Below are 16609 nucleotides of genomic sequence, written 5' to 3'. Positions count from 1 at the left end.
CTGTGCCCACTACGTTAGCCGACTTCCTGGCTGTTTCCTAATCCGTTCCCGTCAGACTGTTTTCGGGGAACCCGAAAGACCTCTGACGAGGGAAGTCAATGCTGAAACAGTGGATCGCCCGCGGAGCGCTTCCAGCTTGCCATCGGCCGCTGTAGTGCTGTGTCCGTCTCAGGCGACTCGACCAACATTACGACTCGGGCCGCGACGCGTCAAGTCGCTTCCCCCGGCGCCTCGGCTGGTGTGCCCGGTAGGGGCTGACCGACGGGTCGTCGGTGACCCAGAACCGCCAGGGGTGGACGGCTCCTTCACCGCCGACGCCGGTGCGCGGGCCGCTGCTCACGGCCGCGCGCGGAACGGGCGAGCCGTGCAGGACGCGCAGGTCCGCCGCGGCCCGCCCGCCGCACACGTCTGTGCCGTCCATCGTGCGGTCGACGTCGAGCGCCGTCGCCAAGCGGGCCGGGCCGCGGGCGAGCTCCGCGTCGTTGCGGGCCTTCGGCCGGCGCCGGCGGGCCAGCTCGGCGCCCGAGATGATCTCCCCCGCGCGCAGCAGCACACCGCTCGCATGGCCGGCGGGCCCGCAGACCAGGTTCATGCAGTGCCACATGCCGTACGTGAAGTAGACGTAGGTGTGGCCGGGCGGGCCGTACATCGTCGCGTTCCGCTCGGTGCGGCCGCGGTATGCGTGGGAGCCCGGGTCGACCTCGCCCGCGTACGCCTCGACCTCGGTCAGGCGCAGGCGGATCTCCCCGTCCGGCAGCCTCCGGACCAGCGTTCTGCCGAGCAGGTCGGGCGCCACGTCGAGTACGGGGCGGTCGAAGAAGCCGCGGGGCAGCGGTGCGGCGGTCGAGTCGGTCGTCATTCCTGTTCCAGCAGCACGGTCATCGGGATTCTGCGGGTCCGCCAGTGGATGACGGCCCCCTCGACGATAGGCCGTGCCGTCGCGGCGACGCCGGGCGCGGTCTGCATCAGCGCCTCCCAGCCGGTCGCGATCAGCAGGTAGCCGCGGGGAGAACCCCACCAGGAGAGGTCGGTGAGGCAGTCCTGGAGGGCGTCCCAGTTGCGGCCGAACCAGTCGGGCAGCTCCAGCGCCCCCGCGCAGGCGCCGAGGAACGAGGACTTGTCGGTGACGTCCGCCAGCGGGAGAACCGCGGCGTGCCAGTGCGCTCGGGCGGCCAGGCGCACCGCGTCGGCCGCCGCGTTCCCACGGCCGGCGCCCGGCCAGCGGTAGACGCCGGGGGGAGTCGTTCCGTCGAGGATGCGCGCGACCACGCCGTCCGGCAGATCTCCGTGGCTGCTCATCGTCCCCTCTCCTGCTGACTAGGCTAGCGCCGGCAGCGATCCTCCCCGCGTGAGCGGGAGGTACCCCCCGATCAGGAGGTTCCTTCATGTCCGAGCTTCGGCGGCGCCCGCTTCCCCACGACTTCCACCCGCCGGTGGCCTCGTTCACCGTGCTCAGCGACGACGTGGCGGACGGGGCGCGGCTGGCGGACGCCCAGGTGTTCGCGGCCGGCAACGTCTCGCCCCACCTGCGCTGGGCCGACGCCCCCGAGGGCACCAGGAGCTTCGCCGTCACCTGTTACGACCCGGACGCGCCGACCGGCAGCGGGTTCTGGCACTGGGTGGTCTTCAACATTCCCGCCGACGTGTCCGAGCTGCCGGCCGGTGCGGGCAGCGGCGAGAAGCGGGGGCTGCCCGCGGGTGCCGTCCACGTGCGCAACGACTACGGGACGCGGGACTTCGGCGGCGCCGCGCCGCCTGCGGGCGACGGCCCGCACCGTTACGTCTTCACCGTGTACGCCGTGGACACCGAGCAGCTGGGGCCCGACGAGAACGCGACGCCCGCGCAGGTCGGGTTCATGCTGCGGTTCCACGCCGTCGGGCGGGCGCAGCTGATCGGCGAATACGAAGTCCCGGCGGAGGACTGACCCGGCCGCGGCGACGTCACCTCCCGTTCGCCTCCTCTCCCCGGGAAATTGCATTGTCCGTCCGACGGGCCCCGGGCACAGTTGAAGCGGCCCGCCGCGGGGCGGGGGACGCAACGGGAGGTGGGCGGGATGCGGCAGACCCTTGTGCTCAACGCGAGCTACGAACCCTTGTCGACGGTGTCCCTGCGGCGCGCTGTGGTCCTGGTGATCCAGCACAAGGCCGTCGTGGAGCACGCCCATCCGGGGCTGCGGGTCCGTGCCGCCGCGGTCGACCTGCCCGTGCCGCAGGTGATCCGGCTGCGGCGCTTCGTCAAGGTCCCGTTCCGACAACGGGCGCCGTGGTCGCGGCGCGGCGTGCTGGTGCGCGACCGGCACCGGTGCGCGTACTGCGGACGGCGCGCGACGACGATCGACCATGTGGTGCCGCGCTCGCACGGCGGCGGGGACACCTGGCTGAACACGGTCGCGGCCTGCTCCGAGGACAATCACCGGAAAGCCAACCGGACCCCGGCGCAGGCGGGGATGCGGCTGCTGGCCCCGCCGTTCGAGCCGACGCCCGCCGATGCGCTGCTGCTGGCGGTCGGGGCGCAGGACGGCGATCTGCTGCCGGAGTGGCTGGCGCTGCCGGGCGCCGCCTCGGCCTGAGAACGGTGGGAGCGTGCCGATGCCCGGCCCCGGATGTGTCCGGGGCCGGGCATCGGCACGTTCGCAGGGCTGTTCGGTGCGGGGTGCTACTCGATGCGCGGCTGCTCGCGGCGCGGGGGCTTGCCGAGCGCGGAGGCGCCGCCGTCGTCCGGGCCGCTGCCGCCGCCGTTGGGTGCCGTGATCCGGCTCAGGTTGCCGCCGAGGCCCTTGAGCGCCTCGCCGATCTCGCTGGGCACGATCCACAGCTTGTTGGAGTCGCCCTCGGCGATCTTCGGCAGCATCTGCACGTACTGGTAGGAGAGCAGCTTCTGGTCGGCGTCGCCGGCGTGGATGGCCTCGAACACGGTGCGGATCGCCTGGGCCTCGCCCTCGGCGCGCAGCGCGGCGGCCTTCGCGTCACCCTCGGCGCGCAGGATCTCCGACTGCTTGGCGCCCTCGGCCTGAAGGATCTCGGACTGGCGGACGCCCTCGGCCTGGAGGATCGCGGCTCGTTTGTCGCGGTCGGCGCGCATTTGCTTCTCCATCGAGTCCTGGATGGAGGTGGGCGGCTCGATGGCCTTCAGCTCGACGCGGTTGACGCGGATGCCCCACTTGCCGGTCGCCTCGTCCAGGACGCCGCGAAGTGCCGCGTTGATCTCCTCGCGGGAGGTGAGGGTCCGTTCCAGGTCCATGCCGCCGATGATGTTCCGCAGGGTGGTGACGGTGAGCTGCTCGATGGCCTGAATGTAGTTCGACACCTCGTAGGTGGCGGCTCTGGCGTCGGTCACCTGGTAGTAGATGACGGTGTCGATGTTCACCACAAGGTTGTCCTGGGTGATCACCGGCTGCGGCGGGAACGGCACGACCTGCTCGCGGAGGTCGATGCGGTTGCGGATGCGGTCGATGAACGGCACGACGATGTTGAGGCCGGCGTTCAGCGTCCGGGTGTAGCGGCCGAAGCGCTCGACGATGGCAGCGCTTGCCTGCTGGATGACCTGGATGGTCTGGACCAGCGCGATGACGACCAGCACCACCAGGATGACCAGCACGATGATGATGGCGTCCATCGTGTACTCCCCCTGCGACTAGACGAGTTGGAACAATTGTCGATGAGGCGACAGGGTCATCACATCACGACGGCGGTGGCCCCGTCGATTTCGACGACGCTGACCTGGCTTCCGGGCTCGTAAGTGTCGCCCTCGCCCAGTGCTCGGGCGGACCAGACCTCGCCCGCGAGCTTGATCCGCCCGTTGGCGGCGTCGACCCGCTCCAGCACGACGGCCGACTTGCCCATCAGCGCGTCAGGACCCGATCTGAGCGCGGGTGGCTGCACGCGGGAACGGCGGGCGATCGGGCGTACCACCAGAATGAGAGCGGTGGAGACGACGGCGAACACGACGACCTGAATCACGACGTTGTCGGTCACACCGGCCGTGAGGGCACCGGCGACGGCGCCCGCGGCGAGCATGCCCAACTCGGGCATCGCAGTCAGGACGAGTGCGATCGAAAATCCTCCGGCGGCGATCAGCCACCACACCCAGAAGTCCACCAACTCATGGTAGAACCGCGGGCACGCTGCGGAACAGGCCCGGTGCCGTGTCCGCGGAAGCTCAGCCGAGCGGGAGGCCGTGAGCTGTCCAGCGGTCGCCCTGGCGCTCGACGATGAGCGGCAGGCCGAAGCAGTGCGAGAGGTTCGCCGAGGTGAGCACGGAATCGACGGGCCCGGCGGCGAGAACCCTGCCCTGACGGATGAGAAGCACGTGGGTGAAGCCCGGCGCGATCTCCTCGACGTGGTGGGTCACCATGATCATCGAAGGCGCGTACGGGTCGCGGGCCAGGCGGCCGAGGCGCCGCACCAGGTCCTCGCGGCCGCCGAGGTCGAGCCCGGCGGCGGGCTCGTCGAGAAGCAGCAGCTCGGGGTCCGTCATCATGGCGCGCGCGATCTGGGTGCGCTTGCGTTCGCCCTCGGAGAGGGTGCCGAATCTGCGGTCCAGGTACTCGTTCATACCGAGCCGGTCGAGGAACGCGCGGGCACGCTGCTCGTCGACGTCGTCGTACTCCTCCTGCCAGCCGGCGGTCATGCCGTAGGCGGCCGTCAGCACGGTCTGGAGAACGGTCTGGCGGCGGGAGAGTTTGTCGGCGAGCGCGCTGCTGGCCATGCCGATGCGCGGGCGCAGCTCGAAGACGTCGACGGCGCCGAGCTTCTCGCCGAGGATGCCGACGGTGCCCGAGGTCGGGAAGAGATAGCTGGACGCCAGGTTGAGCAGGGTGGTCTTACCCGCTCCGTTCGGCCCGAGGACGATCCAGCGCTCCCCCTCGGCGACGGACCAGGAGACCTTGTCCACCAGCGACCGGCCTTCGCGGACCACGGATACGTCCACCAGCTCCAGTACATCGCTCATGCGCGCGGTCTCTCCCCTTGCAGTCGCTGTCAGACAAAACCTACGCCACCGCCGCCGGACCCCGATCGTCAGGAGGCTCGTTGGGCCTACTTCCCTAAGGTAGAGGGCATGCTGGATGAACCTCGTGCGGGGCGCCTTGCTGCGTGGGGCAATGCGCTGTTCGCCGGACTTGTCTCACCGGACGACGCCGCGCTCAGAGCCGTGGGCGCCGATACGGTCCACCGCGTCGCCGGTTTGCCGGATGAACCTGGCGTGGTCGGGTTGACGCTCGCGTTCGGCAGGCTGCGGGCGCTGGGGGTGGCTGGGCTGCGCATCGCGCTGCCCGCGCCGGGGCACCCGCTGGGGCTGAGCGGGCCCGCGGAGTTCAACGCCGCGGCGATGGAGGCGGGTGAGGCGGTGGTGTGCCCCGGCCCCGGTCTCGGTCTCGTGCCGGAGGTCATGGCGGCCGGGCCCGCCGGTGACGTGCTGACCGAGGTGGTGTGGCACTGCCTGCCGGTGCGGCAGGCGCCGCCCGCGGACGTGCCTTCGCTCGGCGACGCGGAACGGGAGCTGTCCGAGGTCCTGCGGGAGGCGACCGAGGCGCTGACGCGCCTCGACGTCGCCGGGGCTGGGCCGATGGCGCTGACGCGCCTTGAGGCGTACCGCGCGCGGATGGAGCGGGGGCGGCAGCTGCTGGCGCCGGGGTACCCGCCGCGGGCGGTGCGGGTACTCGAACTGGCGCAGCGCGTGGGGGCGCTGGTGGAGATCGCGGACGACACGGCGGGTGATGAGCGGCTGGCCCACGGCGCCGCGGTCAGCGCCGCGCAGATCGCGGAACGGGACCGGCTGCTGCGCCAGGTGGAGCGGGCCGCCCGCCGGGCGCGGGTCGCGTCGTACAACGCGTACGCCGAGGAGCTGGAGCGGCAGCGGGGCTGAGCCGGGCGGACGCGCAGGACCCCCGGAGCGCGGCACCGTGCGGTGACCTGCGCGACGGGGGTCCGGTGGCGGGGGCCGGTGTCAGCCGACGACGGCGGCGTTGCCGAACGTCGAGTTGAGCAGGCCGACCACATTGACCGAATTGCCCACCGCGGTGACGGGGAGGTTGATGGGCAACTGGACAACGTTGCCCGAGGCGACGCCGGGCGAGGCGGCGGCCTGGCCCCCGGCGTTCGCCTCGGCGGCGGCGGTGCCTGCGGTCGTACCCGCCACGGCGCCGGCGGCGACCAGTACGAGGGCGGCCCTCTTGGCAGTGTGCATGGTTGCGGTCCTCCTGGATTGCTGTGCCGCGGCCCCGGTGACGGGGCCGCACGCTGCACAACGCACAGGCCGAACGCGCGGTACGGGCGGGCTGCCCGTTACGCACGTTCGGCCCAGCGTGCCCTCAGGCACCGCGGAAGTCGGCGGTGACTCAGCCGACCAGGCTGCTGTTGCCGAACACCGGGTTGAGAACGCCGATGACGTTCACCGAGTTGCCGTTGACGGTCACCGGCACGTTCACCGGGACCTCGACGACATTGCCCGAGGCGACACCCGGGGAGTTGAGGGCCGTGCCCGCGGCGCCCGCGTGGGCGGAGGCGACACCGGCACCGGCGGCGGCGATGCCCCCGGCCATGAGGGTGACGGCGGCGGCCTTCTTGAGGTTCTTCACTGTCCAGACCTTCCTTGCACGATGCCGCGGCCATCCGCCGCGGCGTGCCCTGGACAACGGCCGGGCGGCCGGAACGTTGCGCCGATCGGGTTACTTCACACGACCGTATGAACTTGTGCCGGGAAGGCAACGTGCAGTGGGAAGTAGTCCGTTGTTTGGGGTAACGGGGTCAGTCGGAGATTCCGTGCCGGACCGCCCACAGCGCAGCCTGGGTGCGGTCGGCCAGGTCCAGCTTCATGAGGATGTTCGACACATGGGTCTTCACGGTTTTCTCGGAGAGCACCAGGGCACGGGCGATTTCGCGGTTGGAGCGCCCGCGGGCGATCAGCGCCAGGACTTCGCGTTCCCTGTCGGTGAGCGAGCCCGTCCGGCCGCCACCGCCGGACTCCTCCTGCGCCAGCAGGGCGTCGGCCACCTCGGACTGGAGCAGCACGTGCCCCGCATGCACGGAGCGGATCGCGCCGGCCAGCGCGTCGGGGTCGATGTCCTTGTGGACGTAGCCGGCGGCCCCGGCACGCAGCGCGGGGACCACGGTGCGGCGCTCGGTGAAGCTGGTCACGATGAGCACGCGGGCGGCATTGCCCAGCTCGCCGAGTCTGCGCAGAGCCTCGACGCCGTCGGTGCCCGGCATCTTGACGTCCATGAGGATGACGTCGGGCCGCAGTTCCCCGGCCAGCTCGACGCCGGCGGCGCCGTCGGCGGCCTCGCCGACGACGTCGATGTCGTCCTGGACCTCCAGGAAGGTGCGCAGGCCGCGGCGCACGACCTGGTGGTCGTCGACGAGCAGCACACGGATGGCGTCAGCCACCGGGGACCTCCATCTCGATGACGGTGCCCTTTCCGGGCGCCGATTCCACGATCAGATTGCCGCTCACCGCGGCGGCCCGGTCGCGCATGGAGACCAGGCCCAGGTGCCGGCCCGCGGTGCGTACGGCCGACGGGTCGAAGCCCGAGCCGTCGTCGGTGACGCGCAGGACGGCGTCCAGGCCGCGCCGGAAGAGGGTGACCTCGACGTGCCGGGGTGCGGCGTGCCGCAGCGCGTTGTGCAGCGCTTCCTGGGACACGCGCAGCAGCGCTTCCTCGTGGGCGGCGGGCAGCGCCCTGAGGTCGCGGCAGTCGAAGGTGACGCGGGCCGGGTGGGCGCGGTCGAGCACCTGGATCTGAGCGCGGAGAGTGGCGACGAGGCCGTCCTCGTCGAGGGCGGCGGGGCGCAGTTCGATGACGGCGGCGCGCAGTTCGTCGGCGGCCTCGGCGGCGAGGGCGGTGACCTGGCGCAGCTCGTTCCTGGCGCGGGCGGGGTCGCGCTCGACGAGGGCGGCGGCGGCCTGGGCGGTGAGACGGAGGGAGAACAGCTTCTGGGAGACGGCATCGTGCAGTTCGTGGGCGAGCCTGGCGCGCTCGTCGGCGATGGTGAGTTCCCTGCTGCGCTCGTAGAGCCGGGCGTTGGTGAGGGCGATGGCGGCGTGCTCGGCGAGGAGGCTCAGCAGCTCCTCGTCCTCGGCGGTGAAGGCGCACACGCCCGGCTTGCGGCGGCCGGACGGGCAGCGCTTGTTGGCGAGGAAGAGGGCCCCAAGGATCTCGACCCCGTCGGCGATCGGCATGCCGAGGAAGTCCGACATCTCGGGGTGCGCGGACGGCCAGCCCTCGAAGCGGGGGTCGAGGCGGACGTCGGCGAGGCGGACGGGATTGCCGTCGTGGAGCATGGCGGCGAGGATGCCGTGCTGGCGGGGCAGGGGCCCGATGGCCTTCCACTGCCGGTCGCTGACGCCCGCCACGAAAAACTGGGCGAAGCCGCCGTTCCCGTCGGGGATGCCGAGGGCGGCATAGCGGGCGTCCAGCAGCTCGCGGGCGGAGGCGACGATCGTCTGGAGGACGTCGCGCACCTGGAGCGTGCGGTTCATGGCGAGCAGGGCGGCGCTCACGGCTGCCAGCCCGGATCTGGGGCCCATGGGGAGACCGTAGCGCGCCGGGCGGCGGCCCCGGATCGGGCCACGGCCGGTGGGTGAGTGCGGCGGCGGGACTAGGCCAGGACCTAGGACCGGAGGTGTACCGGGGCGGGGCCGGCGGACGTGGCGGCGGCGGGCGCCCCGTCGGGGTGCCCGCCGCCTCGGAACGCTGTCCGCAGGGATTACTTGCGCATGACCTCGGGCTCGTGCCGCCGGAGAAACTTCATGACCAGGTAGCCGCAGACGACGCCGATGACGACGAGCATCGTCACGTCGAGCATCCAGTAGCCGGCCTCGTGTTTCCAGATGGGGTCGGGGTCGGTGTCGCCGGTGGGCGAGGCGGTGAGGACGTTGAGGTCGACGGTGGTGCCGGTCCCGGCCAGGGCCCAGCGGGAGGGCATCAGCCAGGCCAGCTGCTCGACGCCGAGGCTGCCGTGGACCTGGAAGAGGGAGCCGGTGAACACGAGCTGGACCACGGAGATCATGACCAGCAGGGGCATGGTCATCTCGGAGGTGCGGACCAGGGCGGAGATGAGGAGGCCGATCATCATGGAGGTGCAGCCCAGGACCATGAGGACCATGGTCATCTCCAGGGCAGGAGCATCCTCGAAGATCACGCCCTCCATGGGCATGTCCCGCGGCATGAAGCCGATCAGGCTGAGGATCGCGCCCTGGAGCACGGTGACGATGCCGAGCACGAAGACTTTCGACATCAGGTAGGCGGACCGGGAGAGGCCCACGGCGCGTTCGCGCTCGTAGATGACGCGTTCCTTGATGAGCTCGCGGACCGCGTTGGCCGAGCCGGTGAAGCACATACCGACGACGAGGATGAGCAGGATGATGCTCGCGTCGCCGTTGCGCCCCCCGTTCTCCGCCGTGCCGTAGCCGAGGCCGTCGTCGGCGGGGATGAAATTGCTGACCACCCCCAGGACGACGGGCAGGGCGAGGGTCAGCCCCAGGAAGCCCTTGTCGGCGATGATCACCGCGGCGTAGCGGCGCATCAGGGTCAGCACCTGGGAGCTCCAGCTCTGCGCCTTCTGCTGGACCGCGGCCATCGGCTGGAAGTGCGAGGCCTGCGCCTGCACGGCGTCGAGGTCCGCGGCGTACATCTGGTAGTGCTGGGAGCCGCGCCAGCGGCCCATCCAGTCGTAGTCGCGGTAGTTCTCGAAGGCCGAGAAGACGTCGGCCCAGGTTTCGTAACCGAAGAAGTTCAGCGCCTCGTCCGGCGGGCCGAAATAGGCGACGCCGCCGCCGGGGGCCATCACCAGCACGCGGTCGCACAGGCCGAGTTCGGCGACGGAGTGGGTGACGACCAGGACGGTGCGGCCATCGTCCGCCAGGCCGCGCAGCAGCTGCATGACGTCGCGGTCCATGCCCGGGTCGAGACCGGAGGTGGGCTCGTCCAGGAAGATCAGCGACGGCTTGGTCAGCAGTTCCAGGGCGACGGAGACGCGCTTGCGCTGACCGCCGGAGAGGGAGGAGATCCGCTTCTCGGCGTGGTGGCTGAGCTTCAGCTCCGCGAGGACCTCCTCCACGCGGGCGTCGCGCTCGGCGTCCGCGACGTCGCCGGGGAAGCGGAGCTTCGCGGCCAGCCGGAGGGCCTGCCTGACCTGGAGCGCCGTGTGCAGGATGTCGTCCTGCGGGACCAGGCCGATGCGGTGGCGCAGCTCGGCGAAGTGGGTGTAGAGGTTCCTGTGGTCGTACAGGACCTCGCCGTAGGTCGCCGGACGGTAGCCGGTCAGGGCCCGCAGCAGCGTGGACTTGCCGGAGCCCGAGGGGCCGATGACGCCGACCAGGGACTTCTCCGGCACGCCGAAGGAGACGTCGTTCAGGATGGTCGTCTGGCCGTTGTTGACCTGGACGGTGAGGTGGCGGGCGGAGAAGGAGACCTCACCGGTGTCGACGTATTCCTGGAGCTGGTTGCCGACGAGCCGGAACGTGGAGTGGCCGATGCCGACCGTGTCGTTCTGCCCGATGTAGCGACGGCCGTTCTTCGGCAGCTGCTGGCCGCTGACATAGGTGCCGTTGTGGCTGCCGAGGTCGTGGATCTCGAAGCGGCCGTCGGGGTGCGCGAGGAACTCCGCGTGGAAGCGGGAGACCTGGAGGTCGGACACGACCAGCTCGTTCTCCAGCGCACGGCCGATCCTGGTGACCTGGCCGACGGCGAGCTGGTGGAGACTGGTGGCGCCGCGGTCGTTCCCGCCGTACCCCTGCTGCTGGGACGGCGGCTGCTGCGGTGCGTACTGCTGATGCTGCTGCTGGTGCGGCATCTGGTGCTGCGGCGGCGTCTGGTGCTGTGGTGGCACGGCGGGCTGGTGCGGCGCCACCGCCGGCGGCTGCCCGGCCATGGCGGCGGCCGGGGCGTCGAACGCGGCGGTGTGCTGCTGCTGATGCGGTATCTGCGCGGCGCCCGAGAAGGTGAGGCGCGGTCCGTCGTTGGCGTTGCCCAGGTGCACCACCGTGCCTGGGCCGAGCGCCGTCTGCTGCACGCGCTGCCCCTGCACGTACGTGCCGTTGGTGCTGCCGTGGTCCTCCACCACCCAGCCCTGACCGCTCCAGCGCACCGTGGCGTGCCGCCAGGAGACACGGGAATCCTGGAAGACGAGGTCGCCCTGTGGGTCCCTGCCGAGTCGGTATGACCGGGTGGGATCCAACGTCCAGGTTTGTCCGTTCAATTCGAGTACGAGTTCCGGCACTCCAAGCCCCACAAAGTTGTCCCCCGAATAGACCTCCGCCCGGAGATCTAGGGATGTTTGACCATCGTGCGGGGAACTATTCCAGGCTCGGGCCGTCAACGGGAACCCGCCCCCCGAAAGTCACCAAGCTGGTGCACAGCGTCAGCGGCTCCGTGACGTTCATCTCCGCGTCGTGTCCAGGGGCCGGACGGGACACTCAGCCGATACCGGGAACGGCTACCGTGGAAGCACCATGACCCTTGCACATACGGCCGAGGCGCCCGGGGAAGACGCCCCCACCCTGCTGGTGAAAATCTTCGGCAAGGACCGGCCCGGCCTCACCGCGGGCCTGCTGCGGACCCTGGCCGGCTTCGCGGTGGACGTCGTGGACCTGGAGCAGGTCGTCACCCGGGGCAGGATCACGCTGTGCGCGCTGGTCACCGCGCCGGGGCAGGGACAGGGGCAGGCCACGGGCACGGAGGGCGAGCTGCGCGCCACCGTGCACACGTGGGCCGAGTCGGTGGGGCTCCAGGCGGAGATCATCTCCGGCACGGGGGACAATCCGGCGCGCGGTGTCGGCCGCTCCCACGTCACCGTGCTGGGCAATCCGCTGACCGCCGAGGTGACCGCCGCCATCGCGGCGCGGATAACGGCGGCGGGCGGCAATATCGACCGGATCAACCGGCTGGCGAAGTACCCGGTGACCGCGGTCGAGTTCGACGTGTCGGGGGTGCCCACCGAGCAGTTGCGCACCGAGCTGGCCACCGAGGCCGCCGCGCGGTCGGTCGACGTGGCGGTGGTGGCCTCGGGACTCCAGCGGCGTGCCCCGCGCCTGGTGGTGATGGACGTGGACTCCACGCTCATCAGGGACGAGGTGATCGAGCTGTTCGCGGCGCACGCGGGCTGCGAGGAGCAGGTCGCCGCGGTGACGGCGGCGGCGATGCGGGGCGAGCTCGACTTCGAGGAGTCGCTGCACGCGCGGGTGGCGCTGCTGGCCGGTCTTGACGAATCGGTCGTGGACAAGGTCCGCGCCGAGGTCACGCTGACACCGGGGGCCCGCACCCTCATCCGGACGCTGAAACGTCTCGGCTGCCAGGTCGGCGTCGTCTCCGGCGGGTTCACGCAGGTCACGGACGGCCTCCAGGAGCATCTGGGGCTCGACTTCGCCGCGGCGAACACGCTGGAGATCGTCGAAGGCAAGCTGACCGGCCGGGTGACCGGACCGGTCGTGGACCGGCCGGGCAAGGCGCGGCTGCTGCGCGCCTTCGCCGCACGGGCGGGCGTTCCGCTGTCGCGGACGGTGGCGATCGGCGACGGGGCGAACGACCTGGACATGCTGAACGCCGCCGGCCTCGGCGTCGCGTTCAACGCCAAGCCGCTGGTGCGGGAGGCGGCGCACACCGCGGTGACCGTGCCGTTCCTCGACACCGTGCTGTACCTGCTGGGGATCACCCGGGAGGAAGTCGAGGCCGCGGACGCCCAGGGCTGACGCCACGGGCGACGCGTTCGCTCATCGCCTGCATGAACGTGATCAGCTCGGGCGGGCCGTGCAGCTCCCAGGGAACGTCGAGGAGCGCGATGCGGCAGGCCAGCCAGTCCAGCGCGTCGCCGCCCGTGCGCAGCAGGCAGCGGTCCTCCCCCAGCGGCGTCAGCTCGCCGGTGCCCGCGGGCAGTGCGGCGGCGGCCCGTTCCAGCGGGGCGTGCAGGGTGAGGAGCGCCCGGTGGCGGGCACGGTGGCTGACGATGGATTCGGAGACGAACGCGGCGGCGTCGGCGACCGGCAGGGGTCTGGGGCGGGTGCGGGCACCGGTGGCGGCCGGCCGCGTGAGCCGGTCGAGGCGGAAGCTGCGCCAGTCCTCCCGGTCGAGGTCCCAGGCGACGAGGTACCAGCGGCGTCCGTCGCTGACGAGCCGGTGGGGCTCGACGTGCCGCTCGGCGGGCTCCGCGGCCCGTTTGGCCTGGTAGCGGAAGCGGAGGCGTTCGCCGCGCCGGCAGGCGCCGGCGATGAGGACGAGGGCGTCGGGCGCGACGGCGTCGCGTTCGGCGGCGGGCAGGGCCGGTTCGCCGGTCAGCGGGAGGGTGGCCTCGTGGAGGACGCGCACGCGCGGGCGCAGGCGGGTGGGCAGGACCTGTTCCAGTTTGGCCAGGGCGCGGGCGGAGCTGTCGGCGATGCCGGTGACGGAGCCCGCGGCGGCGGTGCGCAGGCCGACGGCCATGGCGACGGCCTCGTCGTCGTCGAGGAGCAGCGGCGGCATCGCGGTGCCTGCGGTGAGCCGGTAGCCGCCGGCGGAGCCGCGCGCGGAGCCGACGGGGTAGCCGAGGTCGCGCAGCCGCTCGATGTCGCGGCGGACGGTGCGCACGCTGACGCCGAGCCGCGCGGCCAGCTCGGGGCCCGTCCACTCGCGGGCGGTCTGGAGCAGGGAGAGCAGCTTCAGGAGGCGGGCGGCGGTGTCGTTCACCGTTTCATGGTGGCAGCGCATGCGGACATGTCCTGACCTGTTGGCCGCCTAGCGTCGGGTGCATGGCACGTCACAGAGGTATCCGGATCACCGGGGCGAGGACGCACAACCTGCGGGACGTCACGCTGGAGATCCCGCGGGATGCGATCACGGTATTCACGGGGGTGTCCGGTTCCGGCAAGTCGTCGGTGGTTTTCGACACGATCGCGGTCGAGTCGCAGCGGCAGTTGAACGAGACGTTCCCGTGGTTCGTGCGCAACCGCCTGCCGCGGTACGAGCGGCCGCTCGCGGACACCGTGACCGGGCTGACGCCCGCGGTCATCGTGGACCAGCGGCCGGTCGGCGGCAACGCGCGGTCCACCGTGGGGACGATGACCGACATCGGGTCGGCGCTGCGGGTGCTGTTCTCGCGGTGCGGCACGCCGGGCGCGGGCGAGGCGTCGGCGTATTCGTTCAACGACCCGCACGGCATGTGCCCGGAGTGCGAAGGGCTCGGGCGGGCGCGGCAGGTGGACGTGGCGGCGATGATCGACCGCGACCGGACGCTGAACGAGGGGGCGCTGCGGTTCCCCGGGTTCCGGGTGGGCAGCTGGCAGTGGCAGATCTTCGCCAGGTCCGGGCTCTTCGACGCGGACAAGCCGCTCAGGGACTTCACGGCCGAGGAGTGGGAGCTGCTGCTGCACGGCAGCGGGTTCAAGGTTTCGCGCACGGGCGGCGTCGGGGTGCGCGACGGCAACACGTACGAGGGGCTGGTACGGCGCTTCACCCGGCTGTACGTGAAGCGGGACCCGTCGGGGCTGCCCGAGGGGCTGAGGCACGCGGTCGAGCAGGTCGTCACGCGCGGGCCGTGCCCGGCGTGCGGCGGTGCCCGGCTGAACGAGGCGGCGCGGGCGACCCGCGTGCTGGGCCGTTCCCTGCCGGAGCTGGCCGCCATGGAGATCGGCGACCTGATCGGGGTGCTGCGCCGGGTGCGGGACCCGGTCGGGCGGCCGATCGCGCGCAGCGCCGTCGCGGGTCTGCGGCGGATCGAGGCGGTGGGGCTCGGGTACCTCAGCCTCGACCGGGAGACGGCGACGCTGTCGGGCGGGGAGGGCCAGCGGCTGAAGACCGTGCGGCACCTCGGGTCCAGCCTCACCGGACTGACGTACGTGTTCGACGAACCGAGCATCGGGCTGCACCCCGGCGACGTGCACCGCCTGCTCGAGCTGCTGCGGCAGCTGCGGGACCAGGGGAACACGGTGCTGGTGGTGGAACACGACCGGGACGTCGTCGCCATCGCGGACCACGTCATCGACATGGGGCCAGGCGCGGGCGGGCACGGCGGGGAGGTGGTGTTCGCGGGGCCGGTCGCCGGGCTGCTGGCGGCGGACACCGCGACCGGGCGGGCGCTGCGGCGCGGGGTGGTGCTGAAGGACCGGGTGCGCCGGCCGTCCGGCTGGCTGCCGGTGGAAGGGGCGCGGCTGAACAATCTGCGCGAGGTGTCGGTGCGGGTGCCGACCGGAGTGCTGACGGCGGTGACCGGGGTGGCGGGCTCGGGGAAGAGCTCGCTCATCCACGGGGAGTTGTGCGCGCGGCACCCGGAGGCGGTGGTGGTGGACCAGTCGCCGGTCGGGGCCTCGGCCAGGTCGACCCCGGCGACGTATCTGGGGATCTTCGACCAGGTGCGGAAGATCTTCTCCCGGGTGACGGGCGAGGCGCCGGGCCTGTTCAGCTTCAACTCGCAGGGCGCCTGCCCGCGGTGCCGCGGGCGGGGGGTGATTCACACGGACCTGGCCTATATGGACCCGGTCACCACGCGCTGCGCGGCCTGCGGCGGGCGGCGCTTCGTCGCCGAGGTGCTGGAGCACACGGTGCGCGGCAAGTCCGTCGCGGACGTGCTGGACTTCACCGCCGGGCAGGCGGCGGACTTCTTCGCCGACGAGCCGGGGCTCGCCCGTCCGCTGCGGTCGCTGGCCGAGGTGGGCCTGGACTATCTGGCGCTGGGGCAGCCGCTGGCCTCGCTTTCCGGCGGCGAGCGGCAGCGCGTGAAGCTGGCGGCCGAACTGCACCGTACCGGCGGCCTTTACGTGCTGGACGAGCCGACGACGGGGCTGCACCTGGCTGATGTGGCGGCGCTGGTGGCGTTGCTCGACCGGCTGGTGGCGGCGGGCAACACGGTCGTGGTGATCGAACACGACCTGGATGTGATCGCCGGTGCCGACTGGGTGATCGACCTGGGGCCCGGTGGGGGCAGGCGGGGCGGGCGGGTCCTGTTCGAGGGGCCGCCGGCCGCGCTGGCCGCGGCGGAGGGGCCGGCGACGGCGGAGCACCTGCGGCGGGCGCTGGGCGCGGCGCGGTAGCGCCCCGGCGGCGCCGCGTGCGGGCGGGCCGCCGGGGGTGTCCTCAGTCGTGCGGCGTCCAGTAGGCGACGAGGCGGGCCGCGCCGTGCTCGGCCGACTTCCAGTCGCCGTTCAGGCTGAGCACGGCGAGTGCGGCGGTGGGGAATCCGCCACGGTTCATCCGGGGGCGGGTATCGCCCTCGGACTCGCCCGCCAGGGCGTCGGCGAGTGCGTGGATGGACGGGTTGTGCCCGACGAGCATGAGGTCCATGACCTGGTCGTCTGTTTCATTGATGACGGCGATCAGTTCGCCGAGTGACGCCTCGTAGAGCCGCTCGTCGTACACGGTCCTCGGGCGCTCGGGCAGCTCGGCGGCGCACAGCTTCCAGGTCTCGCGAGCGCGGACGGCGGTGGAGCAGAGGGTCAGTTCGGGGTGGACGCCGGCGCCGGCGAGCCAGCGTCCGGCCACGGGGGCGTCCTTCCGGCCCCGCTCGGCGAGGGGCCGCTCGTGGTCGGACACCTGCGGCCAGTCGGCCTTGGCGTGTCGGAGGAGAATGATCCTTCGGGGAACATCGACGCTCATGTGCCCCAGCTTCGCACGAAAGGTGCTATGGGGCGCGGGGCGTTGGGAAT

At 71.9% G+C, this 16609-nt stretch carries 17 protein-coding genes; 5 read left to right on the top strand and 12 right to left on the bottom strand.

Annotated features, from left to right (window positions below):
• Nucleotides 1–187: 187 nt before the first annotated feature.
• Nucleotides 188–859, bottom strand: a complete 672-nt coding sequence (locus STBA_RS30140; protein ID WP_077062210.1) for a DNA-3-methyladenine glycosylase — start codon at nt 857–859, stop codon at nt 188–190.
• Complete coding sequence (locus STBA_RS30135; protein ID WP_077062209.1) at nt 856–1299, bottom strand: barstar family protein; 444 nt, start codon at nt 1297–1299, stop codon at nt 856–858. Before STBA_RS30135 ends, STBA_RS30140 begins: the two co-directional genes overlap by 4 nt.
• A gap of 86 nt (nt 1300–1385) precedes the next feature.
• Between STBA_RS30135 and STBA_RS30130 the strand changes: the two genes are divergently transcribed.
• Together STBA_RS30130 and STBA_RS30125 are read left to right on the top strand one after the other, a co-directional pair.
• The gene (locus STBA_RS30130; RefSeq protein ID WP_077062208.1) at nt 1386–1925 is read left to right on the top strand and encodes a YbhB/YbcL family Raf kinase inhibitor-like protein; all 540 of its coding nucleotides are present in this window, start codon (nt 1386–1388) and stop codon (nt 1923–1925) included.
• Nucleotides 1926–2054: 129 nt separating this feature from the next.
• The gene (locus STBA_RS30125; protein WP_077062207.1) at nt 2055–2570 is read left to right on the top strand and encodes an HNH endonuclease; all 516 of its coding nucleotides are present in this window, start codon (nt 2055–2057) and stop codon (nt 2568–2570) included.
• 86 nt (nt 2571–2656) lie between these two features.
• Here the strand turns inward: STBA_RS30125 and STBA_RS30120 are convergent, their stop codons facing one another.
• The 3 genes from STBA_RS30120 to STBA_RS30110 form a co-directional block, all read right to left on the bottom strand.
• Entirely contained in the window at nt 2657–3616 is a 960-nt protein-coding gene (locus STBA_RS30120) for an SPFH domain-containing protein (RefSeq protein ID WP_077062206.1), read from the bottom strand.
• Nucleotides 3617–3675: 59 nt separating this feature from the next.
• A complete protein-coding gene (locus STBA_RS30115; RefSeq protein ID WP_077062205.1) occupies nt 3676–4098 on the bottom strand; it encodes an NfeD family protein in 423 nt (140 codons plus the stop codon).
• A gap of 61 nt (nt 4099–4159) precedes the next feature.
• Nucleotides 4160–4951, bottom strand: a complete 792-nt coding sequence (locus STBA_RS30110; RefSeq protein ID WP_077062204.1) for an ABC transporter ATP-binding protein — start codon at nt 4949–4951, stop codon at nt 4160–4162.
• A 108-nt stretch (nt 4952–5059) separates the two neighbouring features.
• Between STBA_RS30110 and STBA_RS30105 the strand changes: the two genes are divergently transcribed.
• The gene (locus tag STBA_RS30105; protein ID WP_077062203.1) at nt 5060–5866 is read left to right on the top strand and encodes a hypothetical protein; all 807 of its coding nucleotides are present in this window, start codon (nt 5060–5062) and stop codon (nt 5864–5866) included.
• A gap of 81 nt (nt 5867–5947) precedes the next feature.
• Here STBA_RS30105 and STBA_RS30100 read toward each other — a convergent pair whose 3' ends face one another.
• From STBA_RS30100 to STBA_RS30080, 5 genes are all read right to left on the bottom strand, one after another.
• Nucleotides 5948–6187 carry a chaplin gene (locus tag STBA_RS30100; RefSeq protein ID WP_077062202.1) on the bottom strand — a complete coding sequence of 80 codons (240 nt, stop codon included), beginning with the start codon at nt 6185–6187 and terminating at the stop codon, nt 5948–5950.
• Between the two features lie 151 nt (nt 6188–6338).
• Nucleotides 6339–6578 (bottom strand): chaplin family protein, encoded by a 240-nt coding sequence (locus STBA_RS30095; protein WP_077062201.1) that lies wholly within the window; start codon nt 6576–6578, stop codon nt 6339–6341.
• A gap of 169 nt (nt 6579–6747) precedes the next feature.
• Nucleotides 6748–7386 (bottom strand): response regulator transcription factor, encoded by a 639-nt coding sequence (locus tag STBA_RS30090; RefSeq protein ID WP_077062200.1) that lies wholly within the window; start codon nt 7384–7386, stop codon nt 6748–6750.
• A complete protein-coding gene (locus STBA_RS30085; protein WP_077062199.1) occupies nt 7379–8527 on the bottom strand; it encodes a GAF domain-containing sensor histidine kinase in 1149 nt (382 codons plus the stop codon). Before STBA_RS30085 ends, STBA_RS30090 begins: the two co-directional genes overlap by 8 nt.
• 179 nt (nt 8528–8706) lie before the next feature.
• Nucleotides 8707–11220, bottom strand: a complete 2514-nt coding sequence (locus tag STBA_RS30080) for an FHA domain-containing protein (protein ID WP_077062198.1) — start codon at nt 11218–11220, stop codon at nt 8707–8709.
• A 232-nt stretch (nt 11221–11452) separates the two neighbouring features.
• Between STBA_RS30080 and serB the strand changes: the two genes are divergently transcribed.
• A complete protein-coding gene (serB, locus tag STBA_RS30075) occupies nt 11453–12688 on the top strand; it encodes a phosphoserine phosphatase SerB (protein WP_077062197.1) in 1236 nt (411 codons plus the stop codon).
• Here the strand turns inward: serB and STBA_RS30070 are convergent.
• On the bottom strand, nt 12648–13658 hold the full coding sequence (locus tag STBA_RS30070; RefSeq protein ID WP_077063712.1) for a WYL domain-containing protein: 1011 nt from the start codon (nt 13656–13658) through the stop codon (nt 12648–12650). The two genes, serB and STBA_RS30070, sit on opposite strands and share 41 nt — an antisense overlap.
• A 62-nt stretch (nt 13659–13720) precedes the next feature.
• Here STBA_RS30070 and STBA_RS30065 point away from each other — a divergent pair, with 62 nt between their 5' ends.
• The gene (locus STBA_RS30065; protein ID WP_077062196.1) at nt 13721–15997 is read left to right on the top strand and encodes an excinuclease ABC subunit UvrA; all 2277 of its coding nucleotides are present in this window, start codon (nt 13721–13723) and stop codon (nt 15995–15997) included.
• Between the two features lie 43 nt (nt 15998–16040).
• Here STBA_RS30065 and STBA_RS30060 read toward each other — a convergent pair whose 3' ends face one another.
• The gene (locus STBA_RS30060) at nt 16041–16559 is read right to left on the bottom strand and encodes a histidine phosphatase family protein (protein ID WP_077062195.1); all 519 of its coding nucleotides are present in this window, start codon (nt 16557–16559) and stop codon (nt 16041–16043) included.
• Nucleotides 16560–16609 lie beyond the last annotated feature (50 nt).

Origin of the sequence: Streptomyces sp. MP131-18 (assembly GCF_001984575.1) — a bacterium.
In the GTDB taxonomy this organism is placed as follows: domain Bacteria; phylum Actinomycetota; class Actinomycetes; order Streptomycetales; family Streptomycetaceae; genus Streptomyces; species Streptomyces johnsoniae.
This window is presented reverse-complemented; position numbering and strand designations above follow the sequence as displayed.

Excerpts from the sequence above, each read along its gene's own strand:
- STBA_RS30140 (WP_077062210.1), bottom strand. The coding sequence starts at position 859 with ATGACGACCGACTCGACCGCCGCACCGCTGCCCCGCGGCTTCTTCGAC.
- STBA_RS30135 (WP_077062209.1), bottom strand. The coding sequence starts at position 1,299 with ATGAGCAGCCACGGAGATCTGCCGGACGGCGTGGTCGCGCGCATCCTC.
- STBA_RS30130 (WP_077062208.1), top strand. The coding sequence starts at position 1,386 with ATGTCCGAGCTTCGGCGGCGCCCGCTTCCCCACGACTTCCACCCGCCG.
- STBA_RS30125 (WP_077062207.1), top strand. The coding sequence starts at position 2,055 with ATGCGGCAGACCCTTGTGCTCAACGCGAGCTACGAACCCTTGTCGACG.
- STBA_RS30120 (WP_077062206.1), bottom strand. The coding sequence starts at position 3,616 with ATGGACGCCATCATCATCGTGCTGGTCATCCTGGTGGTGCTGGTCGTC.
- STBA_RS30110 (WP_077062204.1), bottom strand. The coding sequence starts at position 4,951 with ATGAGCGATGTACTGGAGCTGGTGGACGTATCCGTGGTCCGCGAAGGC.
- STBA_RS30105 (WP_077062203.1), top strand. The coding sequence starts at position 5,060 with ATGCTGGATGAACCTCGTGCGGGGCGCCTTGCTGCGTGGGGCAATGCG.
- STBA_RS30100 (WP_077062202.1), bottom strand. The coding sequence starts at position 6,187 with ATGCACACTGCCAAGAGGGCCGCCCTCGTACTGGTCGCCGCCGGCGCC.
- STBA_RS30085 (WP_077062199.1), bottom strand. The coding sequence starts at position 8,527 with ATGGGCCCCAGATCCGGGCTGGCAGCCGTGAGCGCCGCCCTGCTCGCC.
- serB (WP_077062197.1), top strand. The coding sequence starts at position 11,453 with ATGACCCTTGCACATACGGCCGAGGCGCCCGGGGAAGACGCCCCCACC.
- STBA_RS30065 (WP_077062196.1), top strand. The coding sequence starts at position 13,721 with ATGGCACGTCACAGAGGTATCCGGATCACCGGGGCGAGGACGCACAAC.
- STBA_RS30060 (WP_077062195.1), bottom strand. The coding sequence starts at position 16,559 with ATGAGCGTCGATGTTCCCCGAAGGATCATTCTCCTCCGACACGCCAAG.